The organism is Polaromonas glacialis, from assembly GCF_000709345.1.
Lineage (GTDB): Bacteria > Pseudomonadota > Gammaproteobacteria > Burkholderiales > Burkholderiaceae_C > Polaromonas > Polaromonas glacialis.
In genome coordinates, this window is sequence record NZ_KL448323.1 from 3,631,016 (window position 1) to 3,654,947 (window position 23,932).

A 23,932-nucleotide genomic window follows, 5' to 3' on the forward strand; every position below is an offset into this window, starting at 1 on the left:
TGCACGCTGTTCATTCTGCCGCTTTTGCGGGGGCTGCACGCAATGAATTTGCCTTGTGCCAGCGTTGCCTCAAGACGTGCTGGCCCGGGTTTGCATCGCGTGGCGGCTATCGGGTGATGCGGGATTATGAACGCTGCGTTGTCGCTATTAAAAAAATAGCTGACTTTGCATGCTGGACATGCGCAAACGCCTTGAAAACTTATAAATCTCGGTCCACGGCCCGCTTGAAAGGCCGTCATTGCCGCGCAGGCGGGAATCCAGGCGCACGTGAGCGTTCAGCCCTCGTTGCTGGTTCCCCGCCTTCGCGGGGATGACGCTCACAGCGAAGGACGGGTTACAAATTTCCCGCCGAACGGCGTCAGGCCACGGCCAGCGCCGGCTTTTCTTCCCGGGTGACCAGCCAGATGCCCAGACACACCAGCCCCAGCGCGGCGACGTTCTTCCACTCCAGGATTTTCTCGTCCAGGAACAGCGCCGACAGCACGGTGCCGAACACCGGAATCATGAAATTGAACACCGTCACCATGCTGACCCGGTTGTACTTGAGCAAAATCGTCCAGAGCGCAAACGCAGCGGACGACAGCACCACCAGATAGGCCAGCAGCGCGGTCGATTTCAGTGTGAAGCCAGTCAGCGTGCCGCCGGCAGCAAAGCCGATCAGCAGCAGCGCCAGCCCGCCGATGGCCAGCTGGTAGCCGGTCAGCACGACTGAATCGACCTGCTGCGACACCTTCTTGCCGTAGATGCTGGCGGCCGACAGCACGAAGGCGGCGATCACGATGAAGCCTTCGCCCAGCAGCGTGAAGTCAAAGCTCAGCAGGCCGGCGCTGAAGTTGACCACCATTACCCCGGCAAAGCCGACGATGCAGCCCAGCGCCTTGTTGACGCTGAGCCGGTCGTTCTTGTAGATCCAGTGGGCCAGCAGCACGCTGAAAAACGTGCCGGTGGCGTTCATGATCGAGCTTTTCACGCCGGTGGCATAGGCCAGGCCGATGTAGAAAAACACGTACTGCACGCTGGTCTGGGTCAAACCCAGCAGCGTCACCTGGCCCAGCGTGCGCCGGTCCAGCCGCAGCGTCTTGCGGCCGATGGCGGCAATCGCCAGCAGCACCAGGCCGGCAAAAATGAAGCGCCAGCCGGCGAACACCAGCTTGGAGGCAATGTCGTCGGGGGCGATGTTGAACAGCGCATAGCCGTTCTTGATGGCCGGGTAGGCGCTGCCCCAGAGCAGGCAGCACAGCGAGGCGACGAGGAAAACCACCTTGCGGCGGGTGAAAAATGAAGCGCTATTCACAACGGTAACTTTCGGAATCGGGCGTGGCTACGCCACGGAGGCAAATCAAATGCCAGCGGGTCAGCGGCGGCAGCGTTTTATTCCGGTTCCAGATCGATCCGAGATTAGGCGCGAAGCCGCAGACAGTGCTGTAGCACGGCAAGGCGAAGCAACGACATATCGGATTGGTCTGGAAATGGAATTACAGCAGGCGCGCCAGGTAGTGACCGGTGTGGCTGTCGGGGTTGGCGGCAATGTCTTCGGGCGTGCCAACGCCCACCACCTGGCCCCCGCCGGCCCCCCCTTCCGGACCCATGTCGATCAGCCAGTCGGCGGTCTTGATCACGTCCAGGTTGTGCTCGATCACGACGATGGTGTTGCCCGCGTCGCGCAGCTGGTGCAGCACCTTGAGCAGCAGGTCGATGTCGGCGAAATGCAGGCCGGTGGTCGGCTCGTCCAGGATGTACAGCGTGCGGCCGGTATCTCGTTTGCTGAGCTCTAACGCCAGCTTGACCCGCTGCGCCTCGCCGCCCGACAGCGTGGTCGCCGCCTGGCCGAGCTTGATGTAGCTCAGCCCCACGTCGAGCAGCGTATGCAGCTTGCGCGCAATCGTCGGCACGGCCTTGAAAAACTCGGCGGCGTTTTCCACCGTGAGGTCGAGGATCTGCGCGATGTTCTTGCCCTTGTACTGGACTTCAAGCGTTTCGCGGTTGTAGCGCATGCCCTTGCACACGTCGCAGGGCACGTACACGTCGGGCAAGAAGTGCATTTCGACCTTCACCATGCCGTCGCCCTGACAGGCTTCGCAGCGCCCGCCGGCCACGTTGAAGGAAAAGCGCCCGGCGCCGTAGCCGCGCTCGCGCGCGGTGTTCATCTCGGCCATCAGCTCGCGGATCGGCGTGAACAGGCCGGTGTAAGTGGCCGGGTTGCTGCGCGGCGTGCGGCCGATGGGCGACTGGTCCACGTTGATGACCTTGTCGAAATGCTCGATGCCTTCGATGCTTTCATGCGCCGCAGGCTCCTCGTGCGCGCGATACAGCGTGCGCGCGACGGCGGCATACAGCGTGTCGTTGACCAGCGTCGATTTGCCCGAGCCGGACACGCCGGTCACGCAGGTCAGCAGGCCCACCGGAAACTCGACGCTGACGCCCTTGAGGTTGTGGCCGGTGGCGTTGATCACGCGCAGCGCCTGCATGTCGCCCAGCGTGGCCTGGTGGATAGCTTCGCGCGCGGCGCGGCGTTCGGCCGCCGGGCTGGGCGCAAAGCGCGATTTGCTTCGGTCAAAGGCGTTCGCATTTTTAACGGTCGGCAGCCACGGCGTGCGGTGCGCCGGCACGGCAATCTTCAGCGTTCCCGCCAGGTACTTGCCGGTCAGTGAATTCACATTGGCCTGGACCTGCTCGAACGTGCCCTGCGCCATCACGCGCCCGCCGTGGATGCCGGCGCCCGGCCCCATGTCGATGACGTGGTCGGCGGCGCGGATCATGTCCTCGTCATGCTCGACCACCAGCACGCTGTTGCCGATGTCGCGCAAATGCTTGAGCGTGCCGATCAGCCGGTCGTTGTCGCGCTGGTGCAGGCCGATGCTGGGTTCGTCCAGCACATACATCACGCCGGTCAGGCCGGAGCCGATCTGGCTGGCCAGCCGGATGCGCTGCGATTCGCCGCCCGACAGCGTCTCGGCGCTGCGGTCCAGGCTCAGGTAGTTCAGCCCCACGTCGTTGAGGAATTTCAGCCGAAGCCCGATCTCGCGCACCACCTTGGCGGCAATCTCGGCCTTGGCGCCCTGCATGGTCAAGGTGCTGAAGTAGTTGAAGCTTTCCCGCAGGGTGATCTGGCTGACTTCGTAGATCGCCTTGCGGCTGGGCTGTTCGCCGCCTTCGGCGGTGCCGACCAGGTACACATGACGCGCTTCGCGCCGCAGCCGGGTGCCGCCGCAGTCGGGGCAGGGCTGCACGCTGCGGTAACGGGCCAGGTCCTCGCGCACCACGGCCGAGTCGGTCTCGCGGTAGCGGCGCTCGAAGTTGGTGATGACGCCTTCGAACGGATGCTTCTTGCTGACCTTCTTGCCGGCCTTTTCGCCCGAATCCATCAGGTAGCTGAACTTGATGTCTTCGTCGCCCGACCCGTGCAGCACCACCTGCCGAACGTTTTCGGGCAGGTCTTCAAACGCCGTGTCGATGTCGAACTGGTAATGGCGCGCCAGGCTTTCCAGCATCGAAAAGTAGTAGGCATTGCGCCGGTCCCAGCCCTTGACCGCGCCGCTGGCCAGGCTCAGGGACGGAAAGGCCACGACCCGCGCCGGGTCGAAAAAGTCCCGATGCCCCAAGCCGTCGCAGCAGGGGCAGGCGCCGACCGGCGAGTTGAACGAAAACAGGCGCGGCTCCATCTCGCTGAGCGAATAGCTGCACACCGGGCAGGAAAACTTGGCGCTGAATAGATGCTCTTGGCCGCTGTCCATTTCCAGCGCCAGCGCCCGGCCGTCGGCCAGCCGCAGCGCGGCCTCGAAGCTTTCGGCCAGTCGCTGGCGCAGCGCGGGCGGCGGGACCGTGCCCGCTTCGGTATCCGGCGGCGTGTCCTTGTCCAGCCGCACCTTGACGCGGTCGATCACCACGTCGATCGTGTGCTTCTCGGTCTTCTTGAGCTTGGGCAGCGCATCGAATTCATAGGTCGCGCCATCGACCCGGAAGCGCACATAGCCCTGCGCCTGCATTTCCTCGAACAGGTCCACGAACTCGCCTTTGCGCTCGCGCGCCACCGGCGCCAGGATCATCAGCCGCGTGTCCTCGGGCAGCGCCAGCACCGCGTCGACCATCTCGGCGACGCTTTGCGCCTGCAGCGGCAAGTCGTGTTCGGGGCAATACGGCGTGCCGGCGCGGGCGAACAGCAGGCGCAGGTAGTCGTGGATTTCGGTCACCGTGCCCACGGTGGAGCGCGGGTTGTGGCTGGTGGCCTTCTGCTCGATGGAAATGGCCGGCGACAGGCCTTCGATCATGTCCACGTCGGGCTTGTCCATCAGCTGCAAAAACTGCCGCGCATAGGTGGACAGGCTTTCGACATAGCGGCGCTGGCCTTCGGCATACAGCGTGTCGAAGGCCAGGGACGACTTGCCCGAGCCGCTCAGGCCGGTGATAACGACGAGCTGGTTGCGCGGAATGTCCAGGTCGATGTTCTTGAGGTTGTGGGTGCGCGCGCCGCGAATGCTGATCGAGGAGGCGCCAAAACTTCTTTCAAGGCGCAAGGCCTTGTCGAGGTCGTCGGCCTTGTCGGCTGCGGCATGCGCCTTGGCCTGCGGGACGGTCGGCACGGGGGCAAGGGGTTGGCTGTCGTTGGAAAAGTTCACGGGAATGCAGGCGCCGAAAAACCTTCCATCATAGACCTGAGCGGCCCGGCGAGCCGGCGGGCCGCCGGGTATCAAGCACAATACAAGGCCTTGCACCCGACGGTGCGCCAGCGCTTCAGGGTTTCCCGGGGCGCCTGCGCAGACAACTGCGCACAGCGGCTTTCACTGTATTTTCATTTTCGAAACGCATCTACCGTGGCTTCTGCTTCCCCTTCATTTCCCATGACCGCCACCGAGCGGCGCGCCAGCTTCTCGCTGGCGTCGATTTTTGCGCTGCGCATGCTGGGGCTGTTCCTGGTGCTGCCGGTGTTTGCGCTGGAGGCAGCGCGCTATCCGGGCGGCGACGACCCGGCCCTTGTCGGCCTGGCGATGGGCATTTATGGGCTGACGCAGGCGCTGCTGCAGATTCCTTTCGGGCTGGCCTCGGACCGGCTGGGCCGCAAGCGGGTGATCGTGGCCGGGCTGCTGGTGTTTGCGCTGGGCAGCTTTCTCGCGGCCGCCGCACCTGACCTGAACTGGCTGCTGGCGGGCCGGGCGCTGCAGGGCGCAGGCGCTATCTCTGCGGCGGTTACCGCCTTGCTGGCCGACCAGACGCGCGACGAGGTGCGCACCAAGGCCATGGCCCTGGTGGGCGGCAGCATCGGACTGATGTTCGCCGTGTCGCTGGTGCTGGCGCCGGCGCTCAATGCCCGCATCGGGCTGAGCGGCCTGTTCGTGCTGACCGGTGTGCTGGCATTGGCCGGCATCGCCATGGTGCTGTGGATGGTGCCGCCCGAGCCGCTGCTGCACAAGGACATGGCGCGTGGCGGCGTGGCCGACGTGCTCAGGCGCGGCGACATGCTGGGCCTGAACTTTGGCGTGTTCGTGCTGCATGCGGTGCAACTGTCGATGTGGGTGGCGGTGCCGGCGCTGCTGGTGCAGGCCGGGCTGCTCAAGGCGCTGCACTGGCAGGTCTACCTGCCGGCGGTGCTGGCCTCGTTCGTCGTGATGGGGGGCACGCTGTTTCCGCTGGAGCGGCGCGGCCATCTGCGCGCCGTGCTGCTGGCCGCGATTGCCCTGCTGGCGCTGGTGCAGCTCGGTTTCCTGGGGGTCGCGATGGCTGCAGGCGGCGCTGCGCCGTCCCTGACGGTGCTGGGCGGCCTGCTGCTGCTGTTTTTTTGCAGTTTCAATGTGCTCGAAGCCAGCCAGCCGAGCATGGTGTCGCGCCTGGCGCACGCCTCGAACCGTGGCGCGGCGCTGGGGCTTTACAACACCTCGCAGTCGCTCGGGCTGTTTGCCGGCGGCGCGCTTGGCGGCGCGATGCTCAAGTGGGGCGGCGCGCAAGGCCTGTTTGTGTCGACGGCGTCCCTGTCGCTGCTCTGGCTGGCGGTGGCCTGGCGAATGATGCCGGTCCAGCACCCGGCCGCCCGAAAAGCCCGGGCTTGAGGATTCAGCGCGCCTGCGGCGTTTCGGCCTGGACCGTGGCCGGCGGTGGCTGCAGGCCGGCAAGCATGTGCTCCGCCAGCGTGGCGTAGAGCGGCCGGCTGATCATGCGCGACAGCAGGCTGGCCAGCATGGCCGCCATCATCAGGCTGAGCACCATGGCGCGGCCATCGACCATTTCCATCACGATGATGAACGCCGTCAGCGGCGCCTGCGTGACGGCGGCCAGGAAGGCGGCCATGCCGATGGCGATCAGCGCGGCGCTGATGTCAGGCGCCGTGAGCAGGGCGATGTTGCTGCCCACGCCGGCGCCAATCGACAGCGCCGGCGCAAAAATGCCGCCGGGCACGCCGCACCAGGCCGCCAGCCAGGTGGCAATGAATTTCAGCAGCACATACAGCGACGGCACCTCGGCCTGGCCGGCCAGCATCTGCGTGACGGCATGCGAGCCCGCGCCGAAGGTCGAGCCGTCGCTGACCAGTCCGATCACCGCAATCGCCAGGCCGCCGGCAGCGGCAAAGCGCACCGGGTGCAAGCTGCGCCACCGGCTGAAGCGGTCGGGTGACGAGCCGGTCAGCGAAATCGCCATCAGCCGCGCAAAGACGCCGCCCAGCCCGCCGCAGGCCAGCGCCACCAGCAGGCCGGGAAACAGCGCATTCCAGCCCAGCACCGGCACCTTGATGACGCCGAAATAGGTCACGTTGCCGAAGGTGGACACACCCATCAGGCCGGCCAGCACGATGGCCGTGATGATCAGGCCGCTGTTGCGCGACTCCAGCTTGCGCGACAGCTCCTCGATGGCAAACACCACGCCGGCCAGCGGCGCGTTGAAGGCCGCCGCGATGCCGGCCGCGCCGCCCGCCACCAGCAGCGCGTGGTTGCTCATGCCGGAGTCGGGACGCAGCCAGCGGCGCGCATGCTGCATCACGCCCGCCGCGACCTGAACCGACGGCCCCTCGCGCCCGATGGACAGGCCCGCCATCAGCCCGGCGGTGGACAGCCCGATCTTGGCCAGCGTCAGGCGCAGCGACACGAAACGGCTTTGCGCGCCCGGTGGAAGGGCCGGATCAAGCGCGGCCATGACCTGCGGAATGCCCGAGCCCGCCGCGCCGGAAAAATGGCGCCGCGTGACCCAGACGATGGCCGCCGTCAGGGCCGGCGTCCAGAGCAAAATGGTCCAGCGGTTGGCGCCGTAAAGGTGCTCGAACACCCCGAAGCCCCATTCGCCGAGCAGCGTGAAGGCCACCACGCTCAGGCCGGCGGCCATGGCATAGACCAGCACCACGGCGCGGTCGAACCAGAGGCGGCCGTTCGATAACTCGCTCCGGAGGTTGTGAAGAAAGTCGGGCTCGTGGGGCGGATGGTGCATGGGGCGATTATTGCGCCGCAGGCCCATTGCGGCGGCCCGGACTTGCCGGATGCGGCACAATCGCGCTTTGGGCAAAACGCGCCCGTCACGATATTTTTTGCACCCATTTCAGAGCAGAGGCGGCACACCATGGCATCAGTCAACAAAGTCATCATCGTCGGCAATTTGGGCAAAGACCCCGAAATGCGCAGCTTTCCCAGTGGCGACCAGGTCGCCAACGTCACCATCGCCACCACCGACAAGTGGAAGGACAAGCAGTCCGGCGAAATGAAGGAAGCCACCGAATGGCACCGCGTGGTGTTCAACGGCCGTCTCGCCGAGATCGTCGGCCAGTACCTGCGCAAGGGCTCGCAGGTGTATGTCGAGGGCAGCCTGCGCACCCGCAAGTGGACCGACCAGAGCGGCGTTGAAAAGTACACCACCGAAATCCGCGCCGACCAGATGCAGATGCTCGGCAGCCGCCAGGGCATGGGCGGTCCCGGCGCCAGCCATGACGACGGCGGCGGCTACGAGGCACCGCGCCAGTCCGCACCCGCCAGCCGCCCCCCGGCGCCGCCTGCCCCGCGCCAGGCGCCCGCGCCCGCACCGTCCAAGGCCTCCAGCGGCTTTGACGACATGGACGACGACATTCCGTTTTAGGTCCTAGCTACGAAAAGTATAAAAACCCCGCCTCGTGCGGGTTTTTTAATGATTTTGCTATAAATAACATAGCTATAAGGGCCGATTTACCGTGCGAAAAAGGCTTGTTTGGCTCATAAGTTGAGATTTCAGCGCAGAACACGGCCCGGCACAGGTCGCCCAACCAGTTTCCAAGCCTTCACGATGAAAAACCTGTTCCCCACTCTTTCCCGTTTTCCCCGCTGGCTGGCCGGTGCCGCCCTGGCCGCCACGGGCTTGTGCGCCATGGCGCCTGCCCGCGCGGACGCCAACCTGGAGCCGCTGACCAACATCCTGTCGGTGCCGGGCAGCGCCGGGCTGGGCGTGGTCACCCATTTCGAGCGCTCGCCCTACCGGGACGCCGGCAACCGCTATGACGTGCTGCCGCTCTACCTGTATGAAGGCGAGCGCTTTTTCCTGCATGCCAACCGGGGCGGCGTGAAACTGCAACAGGACGATGCGCAAAGGTTTGACCTGTTCGTAGAGCAGCGGCTCGAAGGTTTTCCGGCCGACCGCCTGCCCGCCAGCCTGGCCGGCATGGCGACGCGCGACTCGGGCATAGACCTGGGCCTGTCGTGGCGCTACCGCCAGCCCTGGGGCACGGTGCAGGCCGAACTGCTGCATGACATCGGCGGTTTTTCAAAGGGCAGCGAGTTCCGCCTGGGCTACACCTACGACTGGCGCTCCGGCCCGTGGAGCCTGCGCCCCAGCCTGAGCCTGGCGCTGCGCGATGCGCGGCTGAACAACTATTACTACGGCGTGCGGCCCGGCGAAGCCACCCCCGGCCGCGCCGCCTATGCGCCGGGCGCGGGCGTGAACACCACGCTTGGCCTGTATGGCTCCTATGATTATTCGCAGCGCTGGCGCCTGCTGGCCGGCGTGTCGGCCACGCTGCTCGACCGCCAGGTCAAGGACAGCCCCATCGTGCAAAAGCGCGTGCTGCCCGGCGTGTACGTGGGCGCGGCCTATGACTTTGGCGGGCACCAGCGTGAATGGGCGCAGGACGGCTCGCCCACCTGGTTCAAGCTGCTCTACGGCAAGGCCACCGACGACGGCTGCCACCTGCTCAAGATCGTGACCGCGCAATGCCTGTCGGTTGCCAGCGTGAACCCGACCAGTATCACCGGGATTCAGGTCGGCAAGCCTTTCCTGCAAAACGTGAACGGCTGGCCGCTTGATTTTGTCGGCTATGCCGGCTTGACCAGCCACAACGACCGCGGCCTGCAGGCCAACGGCGTGCAGCTCGATTTGTTCATGAAGGCCTTTTACACCGGCTTTCCATGGAGCGACCGGGTCAAGACGCGCCTGGGCATGGGCGTGGGCGTGTCGCTGGCCCAGCGCGCGCCCTACATTGAAGCGAGCAGCCAGGCGCTGGACGGCAAGCCGGCCTCGCGCATGCTCAATTACCTGGACCCGACGCTCGATGTCAGCCTGGGCGACCTGGTCGGTTCGCGTGCCTTGAAGGACACCTTCATCGGTTTTGGCGTGTCGCACCGCTCGGGCATCTTTGGCTCGTCGCGCCTGCTGGGCAATGTCAGCGGCGGCTCCAACTACCTCTACACCTATGTCGAGTCGGCGCTGTGAACCGGCAGTTTTGCTAGCGTATTGATAGCTGCTTACGCAATCCCTGCCTGCGCAAAAGGCTTGTTTTTCTTAAAAATTGCGGCGGTGGGCTTGCCGCCGGGCAGATTCTGCACATTGCTGGACGCAATCACGCCGCCGCCCAGGCAGACCTCACCCTGGTAGAGCACCGCCGACTGGCCCGGCGTCACCGCCCACTGGGCATCCAGGAACGCCAGTTCGCACTCGCCGGCCGTGGCGCTGACCAGTTCGCAGGCGGCATCAAGCTGGCGGTAGCGGGTCTTGGCCGCCATTGCGCCCAGGGCCGGCGCGCTGCCCGCCACCCAGCTGCAGTCCTGCGCGCTGAGCCGGGTGGACTGCAGCCACGGGTGGTCGTGGCCCTGAACCACCCACAGCGTGTTGCTGTCCATGTCCTTGCGGGCCACAAACCACGGCTCGTGCTCGCCCACGCCGCGCTGGCCGCGCGCCTGCGCCGCCTTCAGGTCGGCGCCCCGCGCCTTCACGCCGCCAATGCCCAGGCCCTGGCGCTGGCCGAGCGTGTAGAAGCTCAGGCCGACATGCTCGCCCAGGATGCGGCCCTGGTCGTTCTTGATCGGTCCCGGCGCCTTGGCGATGTAGCGGTTCAGGAAATCGCGAAACGGCCGCTCGCCGATGAAGCAGATGCCGGTCGAGTCCTTTTTCTTCGCGTTTGGCAGGCCGATCTCGTCGGCGATGCGCCGCACCTCGGTCTTGTGCAGTTCGCCCACCGGGAACAGCGTCCTGGACAGCTGCGCCTGGTTCAGCCGGTGCAAAAAGTAGCTCTGGTCCTTGGCCGGGTCCAGTCCCTTGAGCAGCTCAAACAGGCCGGTCGATTCGTTTTGCCGCACGCGGGCGTAGTGGCCGGTGGCGATTTTCCCGGCACCCAGGCGCATCGCGTGGTCTAAAAACGCCTTGAACTTGATCTCGGCGTTGCACAGGATGTCGGGGTTGGGCGTGCGGCCGGCCTGGTATTCGCGCAGGAATTCGGCGAACACGCGGTCCTTGTAGTCGGCGGCAAAGTTGACATGCTCGATCTCGATGCCGATCACGTCGGCGACGGCGGCCGCATCCACGAAGTCGATGTTCGACGAGCAGAATTCGCTGTCGTCGTCGTCTTCCCAGTTCTTCATGAAGATGCCGATGACCTCGTGGCCCTGCTGCTTGAGCAGGTGCGCGGTCACCGCCGAATCGACGCCGCCGCTCAAACCCACCACTATTCGTTGCTTTTGCATCCCCGGATTTTACCGATTGGGTCGGCTGCGCCGGCAACGCGGGAAGGCCGCCCCGTTTTTCACGCCTTTCGGGCGTAAACGCTTTCATCGGCATGGATGATGTGCAGCGGATAGCGCCGGCCGGCCAGGTAGTCTTCCAGGTTGGTCAGCAGCAGGGGGCTGCGGTGCATGGCGGTGCAGGCACGGATTTCATCGACCGTCAGCCACAGGGCGCGCACGATGCCTTGGTCCAGCGCCTGGCCGGCGACATGCTCGCCCAGTTCACCGCAAAAGGTGAAGCGCAGGTAGGTGATGTCCTGCGGCATGGCCTGCCCGGGCTGGGAACTGTCAAAACGCGAGAAATAAATGCCGACCAGCGCGGTCGGCGTGAAATGAAACGCGGTTTCTTCCAGCGTCTCGCGCGCGCAGGCCTGGATCGGGCTTTCGCCGGGGTCCAGGTGGCCGGCCGGGTTGTTCAGCTTCAGGCCATCGCGGGTTTCTTCCTCGACCAGCAAAAACTTCCGGACGCCATCAAAATCCCGTTCAATGACGGCCGCCACCGTGACATTGGGTTTCCATCGTTTGTTCATGCGCGAGATTATCCGGGGCATTTTTGACAGCACGCCTATGGCGGTGACAGGTTTTTAAGCATGGCTGGAAAACCACCGGCAAAACTCTGCCGCAAATGCACGACCAGGCACTGCACTGCCTTGGGCACCTGCGCCGACCACGGCCGCAAGGCATAGATGCGCTCGCCGAAAAAGCCCTGCACCTGCCAGTCGGGCAAGACCTGGACCAGCGGCGCTGCTCCGTGGCCACCGGCTGCGGGCGGCAGGCTGAAATCCGGCAGCAGGCCGATGCCCAGGCCGGCCAGCAGGGCGTCGCGCAGCACCTCGCTGTTGTTGGCCTTGAGCGATCCGGCCACCGTCACGCCCACGCGTTCGACCTCCAAGCCGACCTTTTTGCCTTTGCCGGTTCCCGGGCGCGCAAAGGTCCAGCTGCCGGCATGGCTGTCGCGCAGGTAGAGCAGGCAGTCGTGCGCGGTCAGCCCGGACGGATGCGCGGGCGTGCCGCGCCGCGCCAGGTATTGCGGGCTGGCCACCAGCAGCGAACGGGTTTCGCACAGCACCCAGGCCACATGCGTTTCGGGCGGCGCGTTGGTGTGCCGGATCGCCAGGTCGAAGCCTTCGTTGGCCAGGTTGATGAAGCGGTCGGTCAGTTCCAGCTCGATGTGGATGTCCGGGAATTGCTGCAGGAACGCGGCGATGCAGGGCGCCAAGTGCTGCCGGCCGAGCGCCACCGGCGCCGTCAGCCGGATCAGCCCGCGCGGCGTGCCGGCCAGGTCGCGCGCGGCGCTGTAGCTTTCGCTGATGCGTTTGAAGGCCGGCTGCATGTCGTTGACCAGTTGCTGGCCGGCTTCGGTCAGGCCGACCGAGCGCGTCGTGCGGCGCACCAGCAGCACGCCCGCGTTGCGCTCCAGCTCGCTGATGCGCATGCTGGCCGACGCCTTGGAAACGCCCAGCCGGCGCGCGGTTTCGGTGAAGCTGCGGGTCGCGGCGAGCACCGTCAGCAGATGCAGGTCGGCGACGAGTGGCGCCAGTTGGTCAGAGGACATTGAATGCCACCATTGTTCAAAAGTCTGAACAATGTAATCATTTTCCAGGGGCTTATCAAACCGGGCGGCGAACCCTAGACTGTGCCCATTCGTTTGTTCATTCCCAAGGATCGCCATGTTTTCATCGCCCGCCGAAATCGCTCCGCAAATCACCATTGGCCACTATGTGAACGGCAGCGCCGTCACGCCGTCGGCCGGACGCAGCCAGGCGGTGTTCAACCCGGCCACTGGCGCGGTCTCTGGCCATGTGGCGCTGGGCAGTGCGCTTGACGTCGATGCGGCCGTCGCCGCCGCGCAGGCCGCTTTTCCGGCCTGGGCGGACATCCCGCCGATTCGCCGCGCCCGGGTCATGTTCAAGTTCCTCGAACTGCTGAACCAGAACAAGGACAAGCTGGCGCACCTGATCACCGCCGAGCACGGCAAGGTGTTCACCGACGCGCAGGGCGAGGTGTCGCGTGGCATCGACATCGTCGAATTCGCCTGCGGCATTCCGCAACTGCTCAAGGGCGACTTCACCGACCAGGTCAGCACCGGCATCGACAACTGGACGCTGCGCCAGCCGCTGGGCGTGGTGGCCGGCATCACGCCGTTCAACTTTCCGGTCATGGTGCCGATGTGGATGTTCCCGGTGGCGATTGCGGCGGGCAACTGCTTCGTGCTCAAGCCCAGCCCGATCGACCCGAGCGCCAGCATGTTCATGGCCGAACTGCTCAAGCAGGCCGGCTTGCCCGACGGCGTGTTCAACGTCGTGCAGGGCGACAAGGAAGCGGTCGATGCATTGCTGGTGCATCCCGATGTCAAGGCCGTGTCTTTCGTTGGCTCGACGCCGATTGCCAATTACATCTACGAAACCGGTGCCCACCACGGCAAGCGCGTGCAGGCGCTGGGCGGCGCCAAAAACCACATGGTCGTCATGCCCGACGCCGACCTGGAGCAGGCAGTCGATGCGCTGATTGGCGCGGGCTACGGCTCGGCCGGCGAGCGCTGCATGGCGATTTCGGTCGCGGTGCTGGTCGGCGACGTGGCCGAGCGGCTGATTCCGATGCTCAAGGCACGGGCCGAAACGCTGGTGATCAAGAACGGCGTGAACCTGGACGCGGAAATGGGACCTATCGTCACCGGCACGGCGCACCAGCGCATCACCGGCTATATCGACCTGGGCGTGGAAGAGGGCGCCGAACTGCTGGTCGATGGCCGGACCTTCACCGGCGCGCAGGCGGGCGAAGGCTGCACGCAAGGCTTCTGGATGGGCGGCACGCTGTTCGACCATGTCACGCCCGACATGCGCATCTACAAGGAAGAAATTTTCGGCCCGGTGCTCGGCTGCGTGCGTGTGAAGGACCTGGCCGAAGCGGTCGAGTTGATCAACGCCCACGAGTTTGGCAACGGCGTGAGCTGCTTCACCCGCGACGGCCATGTGGCGCGTGAATTCAGCCGCCGCATCCAGGTCGGCATGGTCGGCATCAATGTGCCGATTCCGGTGCCCATGGCCTGGCACGGCTTTGGCGGCTGGAAGAAGAGTCTTTTCGGCGACATGCACGCCTATGGCGAGGAAGGCGTTCGCTTCTACACCAAGCAGAAGTCCATCATGCAGCGCTGGCCCGAAAGCATTGGCAAGGGGGCCGAGTTTGTGATGCCCACGGCCAAATAGGCCCGCCCAAAGCCGCTTGCGGCTTGAACGGATTTTTCAAGGAACCCGTCGGTTTGCCATAAGCCGACGGGTTTTTGTTTTTCTTGGGGTATCTCCCTAAGGTTAACCATGCGGACCCGCATTAGTCTGCGTTGACGAAAATTTACAAAAAACTCATGTAAGCTTTACGACAGTTGCAGTCCGCCCAGGCCCTTTTCAGGGCCTCCGAGAAAAAATAAAGCATCGAGGAGAACCCATGATCATTGGGATACCTGCCGAAATCACGGCCGGAGAGACACGCGTCGCCATCACGCCCGAGACGGCGAAAAAGCTCAAGGCCCAGGGCCACGCCATCCGCATCCAGTCGGGCGCCGGCGTCGCTGCCAGTGTTCCCGACGCCGCCTACCAGGCTGTCGGCGCCGAGATCACCGACGCGGCGAGCGCCTACGCCGCCGACATCGTGCTCAAGGTGCGCTGCCCGCTGGACAGTGAAATGGCGCATGCCAGGTCCGGCAGCGTGATGGTCGGCATGCTCAACCCCTTCGATCCCGTTGGCCTGCAGCGCCTGGCTGCCGCGCAGCTGACGTCCTTTTCGCTCGAAGCCGCGCCGCGAACCAGCCGCGCGCAGAGCATGGACGTGCTGTCGAGCCAGGCCAACATCGCCGGCTACAAGGCCGTGATGATGGCGGCCAACGCCTACCAGCGATTCTTCCCGATGCTGATGACCGCCGCCGGCACCGTCAAGGCCGCCCGCGTGGTGATCCTGGGCGTCGGCGTGGCCGGTCTGCAGGCGATTGCCACGGCCAAGCGCCTGGGCGCGGTGATCGAGGCGAGCGACGTGCGCCCCAGCGTCAAGGAGCAGGTCGAGTCGCTGGGCGGCAAGTTCATCGACGTGCCCTACGAGACCGACGAGGAGCGCGAAGCGGCCGTCGGCGTGGGCGGTTACGCCAAGCCGATGCCGCCGAGCTGGATGGCTCGGCAAAAGATCGAGGTCGCCAAGCGCGTGGCGCAGGCCGACGTGGTGATCACCACCGCCCTGATTCCGGGCCGCGCCGCTCCGGTGCTGGTGACCGAAGAGATGGTCATGGCCATGAAGCCGGGCAGCGTGATTGTCGACCTGGCTGCCGCACAAGGCGGCAACTGCCCGCTGACCGAGGCCGACAAGACCGTTGTCAAGCATGGCGTGACGCTGATTGGACATACCAACATACCGGCGCTGGTGGCGGCCGATGCCAGTGCGCTGTATGCGCGCAACCTGTTTGATTTCCTCAAGCTCATCATCACCAAGGAAGGTGCGCTGCAAGTCGATCTGGAAGACGACATCGTGGCCGCCTGCCTGATGACGCAGGGCGGCGAAGTCAAGCGCAAGTAGGCTGGACCGGGATCCGCTTCCCGTTCGCCAAGCCCTTCTCGAACCTCGAAAAAACCTCATTCGCAAGGAAAAGACCATGGATGCCGTGTCACCCACCATCATCAACCTGATCATTTTTGTGCTGGCCATCTACGTGGGCTATCACGTCGTCTGGACCGTTACGCCCGCGCTGCACACGCCGCTCATGGCCGTGACCAACGCGATTTCGGCCATCGTCATTGTCGGCGCCATGCTGGCTGCCGCGCTGACCGAAACCACGCTGGGCCGCACCATGGGCGTGCTGGCCGTGGCGCTGGCCGCAGTTAACGTCTTTGGCGGCTTCCTGGTCACGCGCCGGATGCTGGAGATGTTCCGCAAGAAGGAAAAAAAGGCAGCTGTGGTCGCTGTTGATGCAGGAGCAGCCAAATGAGCATGAACCTCGTCACGCTGCTGTACCTGGTGGCTTCCGTTTTCTTTATCCAGGCGCTCAAGGGCCTGTCGCACCCGACCACGTCGCTGCGCGGCAACCTGTTCGGCATGGTCGGCATGGCCATTGCCATCGTCACCACCGGCGCCTTGATTGTCGAGATCTCGGGCGGCAAGGCCCAGGGCATGGTGTACGTGCTGGGCGCGCTGGTCGTGGGCGGCGCCGCCGGCACCTTGATGGCCAGGCGCGTCGAGATGACCAAGATGCCCGAACTCGTCGCCTTCATGCACAGCATGATCGGCCTGGCGGCGGTGTTCATCGCCGTGGCCGCTGTGGCCGAGCCCTACGCCTTCAACATCGTTGCCAAAGGCCAGCCAATTCCGGCGGGCAACCGGCTGGAGCTGTTCCTGGGTGCGGCGATTGGCGCCATCACCTTCAGCGGCTCGGTCATTGCTTTTGGCAAGCTCTCGGGTAAGTACAAGTTCCGCTTGTTCCAGGGCGCGCCGGTGTCGTTTCCCGGCCAGCACAAGCTCAACCTGGTCCTTGGCCTGGCCACTGTCGCGCTGGGCATCACCTTCATGCTGACCGGCAGCTGGACGGCCTTTTTTGCCATGCTGGCACTGTCCTTCGTGATGGGCGTCCTGATCATCATTCCGATTGGCGGCGCGGACATGCCGGTGGTGGTGTCGATGCTCAACAGCTACTCGGGCTGGGCGGCCGCCGGCATCGGCTTTTCACTGAACAATTCGATGCTGATCATTGCCGGCTCGCTGGTGGGGTCCAGCGGCGCGATCCTGAGCTACATCATGTGCAAGGCGATGAACCGCTCGTTCTTCAACGTGATCGGGGGCGGCTTCGGCGGCGAGACGGCCACGGCGGCCAGCGGCGCCAAGGAGCAGCGCCCGGTCAAGTCCGGCTCGGCCGACGACGCAGCCTTCATCCTGGGCAATGCCGAGACCGTCATCATCGTGCCGGGCTACGGCCTGGCCGTCGCGCGCGCCCAGCACTCGGTCAAGGAACTTGCCCAAAAGCTCACTGACAAGGGCATCACCGTCAAGTATGCGATCCACCCCGTGGCCGGCCGCATGCCCGGGCACATGAACGTACTGCTGGCCGAGGCCGAGGTGCCCTACGACCAGGTGTTCGAGATGGAGGACATCAATGCCGAGTTCGGCCAGGCCGACGTGGCCATCATCCTGGGTGCCAACGACGTGGTGAACCCGGCCGCGCACGTCAAGGGCAGCGCCATTTACGGCATGCCGATCCTGGAGGCGTACAAAGCCAAGACGGTCATCGTGAACAAGCGAAGCATGGCGGCGGGCTATGCCGGGCTGGACAACGAACTGTTCTACATGGACAAGACCATGATGGTGTTTGGCGATGCCAAGAAAATCATCGAGGACATGGGCAAGGCCATCGAGTAAGCCTCGCGTGTCCGTCCCCGAGCGTTGCCAAACGGCTCGATTAGGGAGTTAACTCTCCGAAACGCTCTTAGTTGCTAGGGAAAACCTAATGGCTACAGCGCCAGTTATCCATGAAAATTCATGTAATTAGCGTAAGCAAGTAAAAAATTACGGTACCGGAGGTAATAAAGATGAATGCAGTGATGAAACCCAACGAAGTTGACCGCCCGTGGCTCAAGGCTTACCCTGCTGGCGTTCCTGCCGATGTCGATGTTTCGCAATATACGTCGCTGGTGGCCTTGATGGAGGAAAGCTTCAAGACGTACAAGGATCGGGTTGCCTACAGCTTCATGGGCAAGGAAATCACATTCGGCCAGACCAACAACCTGTCGCTTGCGTTTGGTGCCTATCTGCAGGGCCTGGGCCTGGTCCGGGGCGACCGTGTGGCCATCATGATGCCCAACGTGCCGCAGTATCCGGTGGCGGTGGCTGCCATCCTGCGCGCCGGCTATGTCGTGGTCAATGTGAATCCGCTTTACACGCCGCGTGAACTGGAGCACCAGCTCAATGATTCAGGCGCCAAGGCCATCGTCATCGTCGAAAACTTTGCCAGCACGCTGGAGCAGTGCCTGGCCAACACGCCGGTCAAGCATGTCGTGTTGTGTTCCATGGGCGATCAGCTGGGCCTTCTCAAGGGAACGCTTGTCAATTATGTGGTGCGCAGCGTCAAGAAAATGGTGCCGCCTTTCAACCTGCCGGGCGCCGTTCGCTTTAACGATGCCCTGGCGCAAGGTACGCGCGGCGTGCTCAAGTGGCCGGACATCAAACCCGACGATATTGCCGTGCTCCAGTACACCGGCGGTACCACCGGGGTTTCCAAAGGGGCCGTGCTGCTGCACCGCAACGTGATTGCCAATGTGCTGCAATCCGAAGCATGGAACGGTCCGGCCATGGCCAGCTTGGCCGCCGGAGAGCAGCCCACCTATGTCTGCGCGCTGCCGCTCTACCACATCTTCGCCTTCACGGTCAACATGATGCTGGGCATGCGGACCGGCGGAAAAAACATCCTGATCCCCAATCCTCGCGATCTGCCGGCGGTGCTCAAGGAGCTTGCCAAGCACAAGGTCAACAGTTTTCCGGCGGTCAACACCTTGTTCAACGGGCTGGCCAACCATCCGGATTTCAATACCGTGGACTGGTCACACCTGAAAATCTCGCTCGGCGGCGGCATGGCGGTGCAAAGCGCGGTGGCCAAGCTATGGCTGCAAAAGACCGGCTGTCCGATCTGCGAAGGCTATGGCCTGTCGGAAACGTCGCCGTCGGCCAGCTGCAATCCGACCAACAGCAAAAGCTTCACCGGCACCATCGGCGTGCCGATTCCGGGCACCTGGTTCAAGCTGCTGGACGATGACGGCCATGAAGTTGCGCCGGGCCAGCCTGGCGAGATTGCCATCAAGGGGCCGCAGGTCATGGCTGGCTACTGGCAGCGGCCTGACGAAACCGACAAGGTCATGACGCCCGACGGCTATTTCAAGTCGGGCGATGTCGGCATCATTGACGAAAACGGATTTTTCAAGATCATCGACCGCAAGAAAGACATGGTGCTGGTCAGCGGTTTCAATGTCTACCCCAACGAGATTGAAGAAATCGTTTCCACCATGGACGGCGTGATGGAATGCGCTTGCGTCGGCGTTTCCGACGAAAAATCGGGTGAAGCCGTCAAGCTGGTGATCGTGAAGAAGAACCCCGACCTGAGCGAAGCCGATGTGCGCGCTTTCTGCAAGAAGAACCTCACCGGCTACAAGCAGCCGAAGGTCGTGGAGTTCCGCACTGAATTGCCAAAGACGCCGGTCGGCAAGATACTGCGCCGTGAACTGCGCGACAAGCGGTAAATTCCCAAATCCCTGGAAATTTGTCATCAGGTTCAAGATCGACCTTTCCTGGCGGTGATTTGCCGGGAAAATCGGCTGCATGCCACTGACTTCCGACCTTGCCTTCGTCCCGATCGCCATCCTCAGCGCCTTGCCGCAGGAGCAGCGCGGCCTCATGGAGTTGCTGCAGCGGCCGCGCAAGGTCATCCACGCCAGTCGCGATTTCTGGTTAGGTGATCTGCACGGCCAGCCCGTGGTGCTGGCTTTGTCAAAGATTGGAAAGGTAGCCGCCGCCACCACGACGACAGCGCTGATCGAGCGTTTTGGCGTGCGCCGCATCGTGTTTACCGGCGTTGCTGGAGGACTGGGCCACGGCGTGAAGGTGGGCGACGTGGTGGTGGCAACGGATTTTGTTCAGCACGATCTCGATGTCTCCCCGCTGTTTCCCCGCTACGAAGTGCCGCTTTACGGCAAAACCAGGTTTCACTGTGACGCAGCCTTGAGCGCGCTGCTGTTCGAGGCGAGTTGTGGCGCGCTGGCGCACGAAAGTCGGGTGGCGCACGAGTTTGAAGGCGCTTGCGTTCACCAGGGCCTGATTGCCAGCGGTGACCGTTTTGTCTCTGGTGCTGACGAGTCGAAGCTTCTGCGCGAACTGATGGCCAGCGCAGGTCATGAGGTCTTGGCCGTCGAGATGGAAGGGGCCGCCGTGGCACAAGTCTGCATGGACTACGGCGTTCCGTTTGCCGTGATGCGCACCGTTTCAGACCGGGCGGACGACAGCGCCCATGTCGATTTTCCGGCCTTCGTTGATGCCGTTGCCAGCCGCTATGCCCACGCCATCATTGAGCGTTTTCTGCGCTTGCTATTAAAAAAATAGCTGACTTCACCCGTGGATACTGCGCAAAATGCCTGTTTGATGCTGAATAAGCCGCAAAGCCGCAAAGCCGCAAAGCCGCAAAGCCGCAAAGCCGCAAAGCCGCAAAGCCTCACTGCAGCCAGCCGCGCTTCCTGAAATACCACATCGGCACCACGGCGCTGGCAATCATCAGCCCCAGCGCATACGGATAACCCAGCGCCCAGTCCAGTTCCGGCATCATCTTGAAGTTCATGCCATACACACTGGCAATCAGCGTGGGCGGCAGCAGCGCGACGCTGGCCACCGAAAAGATCTTGATGATCTTATTCTGGTTGATGTTGATGAAGCCGACGGTCGCATCCATCAGGAAGTTGATCTTGTCGAACAGGAAGGCGGTGTGCGAGTCGAGCGAGTCGATGTCGCGCAAAATCTGCCGCGCTTCCTCGAACTGCTCGGCGTTGAGCATCTTGCTGCGCATCATGAAGCTGACGGCGCGCCGTGTGTCCATCACATTGCGCCGGATGCGGCCGCTCAGGTCTTCATGGCGGGCGATGGCGCCCAGCACCTCGCCGGCCATCACGTCGGTCACATCGCCCGACAGCACCTTGGTGCTGACCTTTTCAAGATCGACGTAAATGCCTTCGAGCGTGTCTGCCGAATACTCGGCATCGGCGTCGAACAGCTTGAGCAGCACTTCCTTGGCGTCCTCGATCAGGCCGGGTGCTCGCCTGGCACGCATGCGCAGCAGCCTGAACACCGGCACATCTTCGTCGTGAATCGAAAACAGCACACCCTTGCTCTTCAGGTCATCGTTGACCAGGTTGAGAATGAAGGCGACCCGCACCGTGCGCGGCTCGTCCTCGTCGGCAATCAAAAAGTCCGAACGGATGTGCAACTCGCCGTTGTCTTCCTCGTAAAAACGCGCGGATTCCTCAATGTCCTCGTCCATCGCATCTTCGGGAATGGACAGGCCGTAATACTGCTTGATCCAGCGTTTTTCTTCGAGGGTAGGGGATTCCAGGTCCACCCAGATTGGCTGGAAGCGGGAGAGTTCTTCCAGGGATTCGATTTCTTCCTGGAAAAGCCGGCCATTGGCGAGCGTAAAGATGTTGAGCATGACAGACGGCTTTTTCGATAGGCATGGGCCTGCCCAAGGCAGGATGCAGCCTTGGCACAGGAGCGGGTTGTGTGGATGAAGGCATCGCTTTCAACCCGCTTCCAGCCTTATCTGGCGTCAGTCTGCGGTGTTGAAAGCGGCCGACTGGGACTGCTTTCCAAGGATGTCTCCGTAGTCAATAAGCCGCGATTATGGCACTGCAACTGCCATTTATCCACCGCATAAATGGCAGTTGGATGACCTGTGATGGCGGTAAAAGTTTTCTGGCTGCAAGCTCTGCAGTCAGGGTAAAAGCAAAAAATAGCAGTCAGAACGGATTGTCAAATTTTTGGCGGCCAACAAGGGTTCAAACGTGAATTCAAGGTTCTAAAAACACTTTTATTGACAAATTAATTATTTTTGTAACGCAAAAATTATTGAGGCACTAACGGGCGCTAATTTTTGTTAATGAAAGTTTGGCAACAAACTACAGACTGTTTGCCAATTTTGGGAACTTTTGGAGTTCCAACATGGTTAAAAAGGCTACCTTTATCCATCCGGTCCTTGGCTTGCATTTGCCGGTTGTAGGCGGCATAGTGAAGTCAAGAGAGTGTTCCGTCTGTCGCCTTTCCTGACGCGTTTGGCGGCGTTTTTCAACCAGTTCCAACTTTTGGAATAGGAGTCTCTGTATGAACTTGACGATTAGTGGTCACCACCTTGAGGTCACCCCAGCGCTTCGCGGCTATGTGATGAGCAAGCTTGATCGCATTACCCGGCATTTCGACCAGGTGGTTGATGTCAGGGTGATACTGGCAGTGGACAACATGACAGAGAAGGAAAAACGCCAGAGGGCAGAATGCAATGTGCATGTCAAGGGCCGCGATCTTTTTGCCGAAAGTTCACACTCCGATTTGTACGCCGCTGTTGACGAACTGGCGGACAAACTTGACCGTCTGGTCGGGCGTTACAAGGCCAAGGCACAAGACCATGGGCATGTCTGCGCAAAGCGTGCTGAAGCCTGAAGCAGACTTTTCCCGCCATTCTGCCTGTGGGTTGGCCCCCTGACGTTCTGAACGTACTTCGATGGTGGGCCTGTCATGCGAATGGCATGGCTGTAGTCAGCGTTGAGTTGCTGAAGTGTTGCATCAGGGCCGTTTGTCATGACAAACGGCTTTTTTCTGTCTCTTTCTCAATCAATTCACTGTAAAGTGCATAATCCGCCGATTAAAAGAGCGCCATGAACCGTCTTTCGCAAATTTTGCCCCCTCCCCAAGTGTTGGTCCGCGTCGAGGCGACCAGCAAGAAACGCGCGTTTGAAGAAGCCGGGCTGCTGTTCGAGAACCTTCATGGCCTGAACCGTGCGCTCATCACTGACAGCCTTTTTGCCCGTGAGCGGCTGGGTTCCACCGGGCTGGGCCACGGAGTGGCGATTCCGCATGGCCGCATCAAGGGGCTGAAAACCCCGATGGCCGCTATTTTCCAGCTTCAGACGCCCATCGGGTTTGATGCGCCGGATGAGATGGCGGTCAATTTGCTGGTTTTTTTGCTGGTTCCCGAAGCCGCAACGCAAAAACACCTCGAAATACTGTCTGAAATTGCCGAACTGCTGAGCGACAGCAACCTGCGCGAGCAACTCAAGACCAGCGCCAGCGCCGCAGCCCTGCACCAGTTGATTGCTTCCTGGCAGTCTGCCCACGAAGTCAGTCCATGAGCTTTCGGTTTTTGCGGCCCAGGTTGGCATGAAGCCCACCGTCGTCAGCGCGGATGTGCTGTTCGAAGACCATCGAGCCAGCCTGAAATGGGAATGGGTCGCCGGCCTTGGAGCTTCTGAACGGCGGTTCGACGAAGTGGCGGTCAGCCAGGCGCGCTCCGGCGCCGATCTGGTCGGTTATCTCAATTACATCCATCCCTATCGCGTGCAGATCCTGGGCGAGCGCGAGGTCGCTTACCTTGCGCATGTGAGCCCCGAGGATGGCGCCCGCCGGATTTCACGCATCATCACACTGGAGCCGCCGGTGCTGGTGGTGGCCGATGGCCAGACCGCGCCCGACACGCTGCTGTCGATGTGTGAACGCGCCCAGTTGCCGATGTTTGCCACGCCCGAGTCGGCCGCTTTCGTGATCGATGTGCTGCGGGCTTACCTGTCCCGGCATTTTGCCGAGCGCACCTCGATGCACGGCGTGTTCATGGACATCCTGGGCATGGGCGTGATGATCACCGGCGAGTCGGGGCTGGGCAAAAGCGAACTTGGGCTGGAGCTGATATCGCGCGGTCATGGCCTGGTGGCCGATGACGCCATCGACCTGTTCCGGATCAACCAGACCGCCATTGAAGGGCGTTGCCCTGACCTGCTGCAAAACCTGCTGGAAGTGCGCGGCATTGGCTTGCTCGACATCAAGGCGATTTTTGGCGAAACAGCGGTGCGCCGCAAGATGCGCCTGAAAATGATTGTTCACCTGGTGCGCCGCGAAACGCTGGAGCGCGACTACGAGCGCATTCCATACGAGCCGCTGACGCAGGATGTGCTGGGCGTTCCGGTGCGCAAGGTCATCATCCAGGTCGAAGCCGGCCGCAATATTGCCGTGCTGGTCGAGGCCGCAGTGCGCAATGCCATTTTGCAACTGCGGGGCATCAATACCTACCAGGAATTCGTCGAGCGCCACCGCCGGGCGATGGAACAGGACGATTAAGCCCCCACGCTCCCCACTTCGTGTGGTTCGCTGCCCCCCGAGGGGGCTGTCCCGCCTGCAGCCCGGCTGAGCCGGTTCTGCGGCCGGTACTTGCAAGGGCACGAAAACCATGCACCTGG

The 23,932-nt window shown here is 62.8% G+C and carries 19 protein-coding genes; 12 read left to right on the top strand and 7 right to left on the bottom strand.

Annotation, left to right across the window (positions count from 1 at the left end):
• Window positions 1-358: 358 nt before the first annotated feature.
• Both EC86_RS0117850 and uvrA read right to left on the bottom strand, forming a co-directional pair.
• Entirely contained in the window at window positions 359-1,294 is a 936-nt protein-coding gene (locus tag EC86_RS0117850; protein ID WP_029527198.1) for a DMT family transporter, read from the bottom strand.
• A gap of 181 nt (window positions 1,295-1,475) precedes the next feature.
• Window positions 1,476-4,514: an excinuclease ABC subunit UvrA gene (uvrA, locus tag EC86_RS0117855; RefSeq protein WP_029527199.1), complete on the bottom strand. Its 3,039-nt coding sequence runs from the start codon at window positions 4,512-4,514 to the stop codon at window positions 1,476-1,478.
• 324 nt (window positions 4,515-4,838) lie between these two features.
• Between uvrA and EC86_RS0117860 the strand changes: the two genes are divergently transcribed.
• Window positions 4,839-6,041: an MFS transporter gene (locus EC86_RS0117860; RefSeq protein ID WP_029527200.1), complete on the top strand. Its 1,203-nt coding sequence runs from the start codon at window positions 4,839-4,841 to the stop codon at window positions 6,039-6,041.
• A gap of 4 nt (window positions 6,042-6,045) precedes the next feature.
• Here EC86_RS0117860 and EC86_RS0117865 read toward each other — a convergent pair whose 3' ends face one another.
• A complete protein-coding gene (locus EC86_RS0117865) occupies window positions 6,046-7,407 on the bottom strand; it encodes a chloride channel protein (protein ID WP_029527201.1) in 1,362 nt (453 codons plus the stop codon).
• 129 nt (window positions 7,408-7,536) lie between these two features.
• Here EC86_RS0117865 and ssb point away from each other — a divergent pair, with 129 nt between their 5' ends.
• Both ssb and EC86_RS0117875 read left to right on the top strand, forming a co-directional pair.
• Window positions 7,537-8,046: a single-stranded DNA-binding protein gene (ssb, locus tag EC86_RS0117870; RefSeq protein ID WP_029527202.1), complete on the top strand. Its 510-nt coding sequence runs from the start codon at window positions 7,537-7,539 to the stop codon at window positions 8,044-8,046.
• 183 nt (window positions 8,047-8,229) lie between these two features.
• A complete protein-coding gene (locus EC86_RS0117875) occupies window positions 8,230-9,648 on the top strand; it encodes a MipA/OmpV family protein (RefSeq protein WP_029527203.1) in 1,419 nt (472 codons plus the stop codon).
• 32 nt (window positions 9,649-9,680) lie between these two features.
• On the opposite strand, the gene mnmA is transcribed toward EC86_RS0117875, so the two are convergent.
• The 3 genes from mnmA to EC86_RS0117890 are packed head-to-tail and all read right to left on the bottom strand — an operon-like array spanning window position 9,681 to window position 12,489.
• Window positions 9,681-10,895, bottom strand: a complete 1,215-nt coding sequence (gene mnmA / locus EC86_RS0117880) for a tRNA 2-thiouridine(34) synthase MnmA (RefSeq protein WP_051676043.1) — start codon at window positions 10,893-10,895, stop codon at window positions 9,681-9,683.
• Between the two features lie 59 nt (window positions 10,896-10,954).
• The gene (locus EC86_RS0117885) at window positions 10,955-11,464 is read right to left on the bottom strand and encodes an NUDIX hydrolase (RefSeq protein WP_029527205.1); all 510 of its coding nucleotides are present in this window, start codon (window positions 11,462-11,464) and stop codon (window positions 10,955-10,957) included.
• A gap of 35 nt (window positions 11,465-11,499) precedes the next feature.
• Entirely contained in the window at window positions 11,500-12,489 is a 990-nt protein-coding gene (locus tag EC86_RS0117890; RefSeq protein ID WP_029527206.1) for a LysR family transcriptional regulator, read from the bottom strand.
• A gap of 115 nt (window positions 12,490-12,604) precedes the next feature.
• Between EC86_RS0117890 and EC86_RS0117895 the strand changes: the two genes are divergently transcribed.
• The 6 genes from EC86_RS0117895 to EC86_RS0117920 all read left to right on the top strand — a co-directional run bounded on the left by EC86_RS0117895 (window position 12,605) and on the right by EC86_RS0117920 (window position 20,048).
• Window positions 12,605-14,140: a CoA-acylating methylmalonate-semialdehyde dehydrogenase gene (locus tag EC86_RS0117895; RefSeq protein WP_029527207.1), complete on the top strand. Its 1,536-nt coding sequence runs from the start codon at window positions 12,605-12,607 to the stop codon at window positions 14,138-14,140.
• A 235-nt stretch (window positions 14,141-14,375) separates the two neighbouring features.
• Window positions 14,376-15,491, top strand: a complete 1,116-nt coding sequence (locus tag EC86_RS0117900; RefSeq protein ID WP_029527208.1) for a Re/Si-specific NAD(P)(+) transhydrogenase subunit alpha — start codon at window positions 14,376-14,378, stop codon at window positions 15,489-15,491.
• A 76-nt stretch (window positions 15,492-15,567) separates the two neighbouring features.
• The gene (locus EC86_RS0117905) at window positions 15,568-15,900 is read left to right on the top strand and encodes an NAD(P) transhydrogenase subunit alpha part 2 (protein WP_029527209.1); all 333 of its coding nucleotides are present in this window, start codon (window positions 15,568-15,570) and stop codon (window positions 15,898-15,900) included.
• Window positions 15,897-17,321 (top strand): NAD(P)(+) transhydrogenase (Re/Si-specific) subunit beta, encoded by a 1,425-nt coding sequence (locus EC86_RS0117910; protein ID WP_029527210.1) that lies wholly within the window; start codon window positions 15,897-15,899, stop codon window positions 17,319-17,321. The genes EC86_RS0117905 and EC86_RS0117910 overlap by 4 nt, the downstream gene beginning before the upstream one ends.
• 182 nt (window positions 17,322-17,503) lie before the next feature.
• Entirely contained in the window at window positions 17,504-19,192 is a 1,689-nt protein-coding gene (locus tag EC86_RS0117915; protein ID WP_029527211.1) for a long-chain-fatty-acid--CoA ligase, read from the top strand.
• 79 nt (window positions 19,193-19,271) lie between these two features.
• Window positions 19,272-20,048, top strand: a complete 777-nt coding sequence (locus tag EC86_RS0117920) for a 5'-methylthioadenosine/adenosylhomocysteine nucleosidase (protein WP_029527212.1) — start codon at window positions 19,272-19,274, stop codon at window positions 20,046-20,048.
• Window positions 20,049-20,157: 109 nt separating this feature from the next.
• On the opposite strand, the gene corA is transcribed toward EC86_RS0117920, so the two are convergent.
• The gene (corA, locus tag EC86_RS0117925) at window positions 20,158-21,144 is read right to left on the bottom strand and encodes a magnesium/cobalt transporter CorA (protein WP_029527214.1); all 987 of its coding nucleotides are present in this window, start codon (window positions 21,142-21,144) and stop codon (window positions 20,158-20,160) included.
• A gap of 668 nt (window positions 21,145-21,812) precedes the next feature.
• Between corA and hpf the strand changes: the two genes are divergently transcribed.
• The 3 genes from hpf to hprK all read left to right on the top strand — a co-directional run bounded on the left by hpf (window position 21,813) and on the right by hprK (window position 23,813).
• Window positions 21,813-22,145 carry a ribosome hibernation-promoting factor, HPF/YfiA family gene (gene hpf / locus EC86_RS0117930; RefSeq protein WP_029527215.1) on the top strand — a complete coding sequence of 111 codons (333 nt, stop codon included), beginning with the start codon at window positions 21,813-21,815 and terminating at the stop codon, window positions 22,143-22,145.
• A 215-nt stretch (window positions 22,146-22,360) separates the two neighbouring features.
• Window positions 22,361-22,834, top strand: a complete 474-nt coding sequence (gene ptsN, locus EC86_RS0117935; RefSeq protein ID WP_029527217.1) for a PTS IIA-like nitrogen regulatory protein PtsN — start codon at window positions 22,361-22,363, stop codon at window positions 22,832-22,834.
• A gap of 28 nt (window positions 22,835-22,862) precedes the next feature.
• Window positions 22,863-23,813 (top strand): HPr(Ser) kinase/phosphatase, encoded by a 951-nt coding sequence (gene hprK, locus EC86_RS0117940; RefSeq protein ID WP_029527218.1) that lies wholly within the window; start codon window positions 22,863-22,865, stop codon window positions 23,811-23,813.
• Window positions 23,814-23,932: the final 119 nt, after the last annotated feature.

Bases quoted from the DNA above. Each gene is read 5' to 3' on its own strand.
- EC86_RS0117885 (WP_029527205.1), bottom strand. From the start codon at position 11,464: ATGAACAAACGATGGAAACCCAATGTCACGGTGGCGGCCGTCATTGAA.
- EC86_RS0117865 (WP_029527201.1), bottom strand. From the start codon at position 7,407: ATGCACCATCCGCCCCACGAGCCCGACTTTCTTCACAACCTCCGGAGC.
- EC86_RS0117860 (WP_029527200.1), top strand. From the start codon at position 4,839: ATGACCGCCACCGAGCGGCGCGCCAGCTTCTCGCTGGCGTCGATTTTT.
- EC86_RS0117895 (WP_029527207.1), top strand. From the start codon at position 12,605: ATGTTTTCATCGCCCGCCGAAATCGCTCCGCAAATCACCATTGGCCAC.
- EC86_RS0117890 (WP_029527206.1), bottom strand. From the start codon at position 12,489: ATGTCCTCTGACCAACTGGCGCCACTCGTCGCCGACCTGCATCTGCTG.
- ssb (WP_029527202.1), top strand. From the start codon at position 7,537: ATGGCATCAGTCAACAAAGTCATCATCGTCGGCAATTTGGGCAAAGAC.
- EC86_RS0117905 (WP_029527209.1), top strand. From the start codon at position 15,568: ATGGATGCCGTGTCACCCACCATCATCAACCTGATCATTTTTGTGCTG.
- mnmA (WP_051676043.1), bottom strand. From the start codon at position 10,895: ATGCAAAAGCAACGAATAGTGGTGGGTTTGAGCGGCGGCGTCGATTCG.
- EC86_RS0117920 (WP_029527212.1), top strand. From the start codon at position 19,272: ATGCCACTGACTTCCGACCTTGCCTTCGTCCCGATCGCCATCCTCAGC.
- EC86_RS0117900 (WP_029527208.1), top strand. From the start codon at position 14,376: ATGATCATTGGGATACCTGCCGAAATCACGGCCGGAGAGACACGCGTC.
- EC86_RS0117910 (WP_029527210.1), top strand. From the start codon at position 15,897: ATGAGCATGAACCTCGTCACGCTGCTGTACCTGGTGGCTTCCGTTTTC.
- corA (WP_029527214.1), bottom strand. From the start codon at position 21,144: ATGCTCAACATCTTTACGCTCGCCAATGGCCGGCTTTTCCAGGAAGAA.
- EC86_RS0117875 (WP_029527203.1), top strand. From the start codon at position 8,230: ATGAAAAACCTGTTCCCCACTCTTTCCCGTTTTCCCCGCTGGCTGGCC.
- hprK (WP_029527218.1), top strand. From the start codon at position 22,863: ATGAAGCCCACCGTCGTCAGCGCGGATGTGCTGTTCGAAGACCATCGA.
- ptsN (WP_029527217.1), top strand. From the start codon at position 22,361: ATGAACCGTCTTTCGCAAATTTTGCCCCCTCCCCAAGTGTTGGTCCGC.
- EC86_RS0117915 (WP_029527211.1), top strand. From the start codon at position 17,504: ATGAAACCCAACGAAGTTGACCGCCCGTGGCTCAAGGCTTACCCTGCT.
- hpf (WP_029527215.1), top strand. From the start codon at position 21,813: ATGAACTTGACGATTAGTGGTCACCACCTTGAGGTCACCCCAGCGCTT.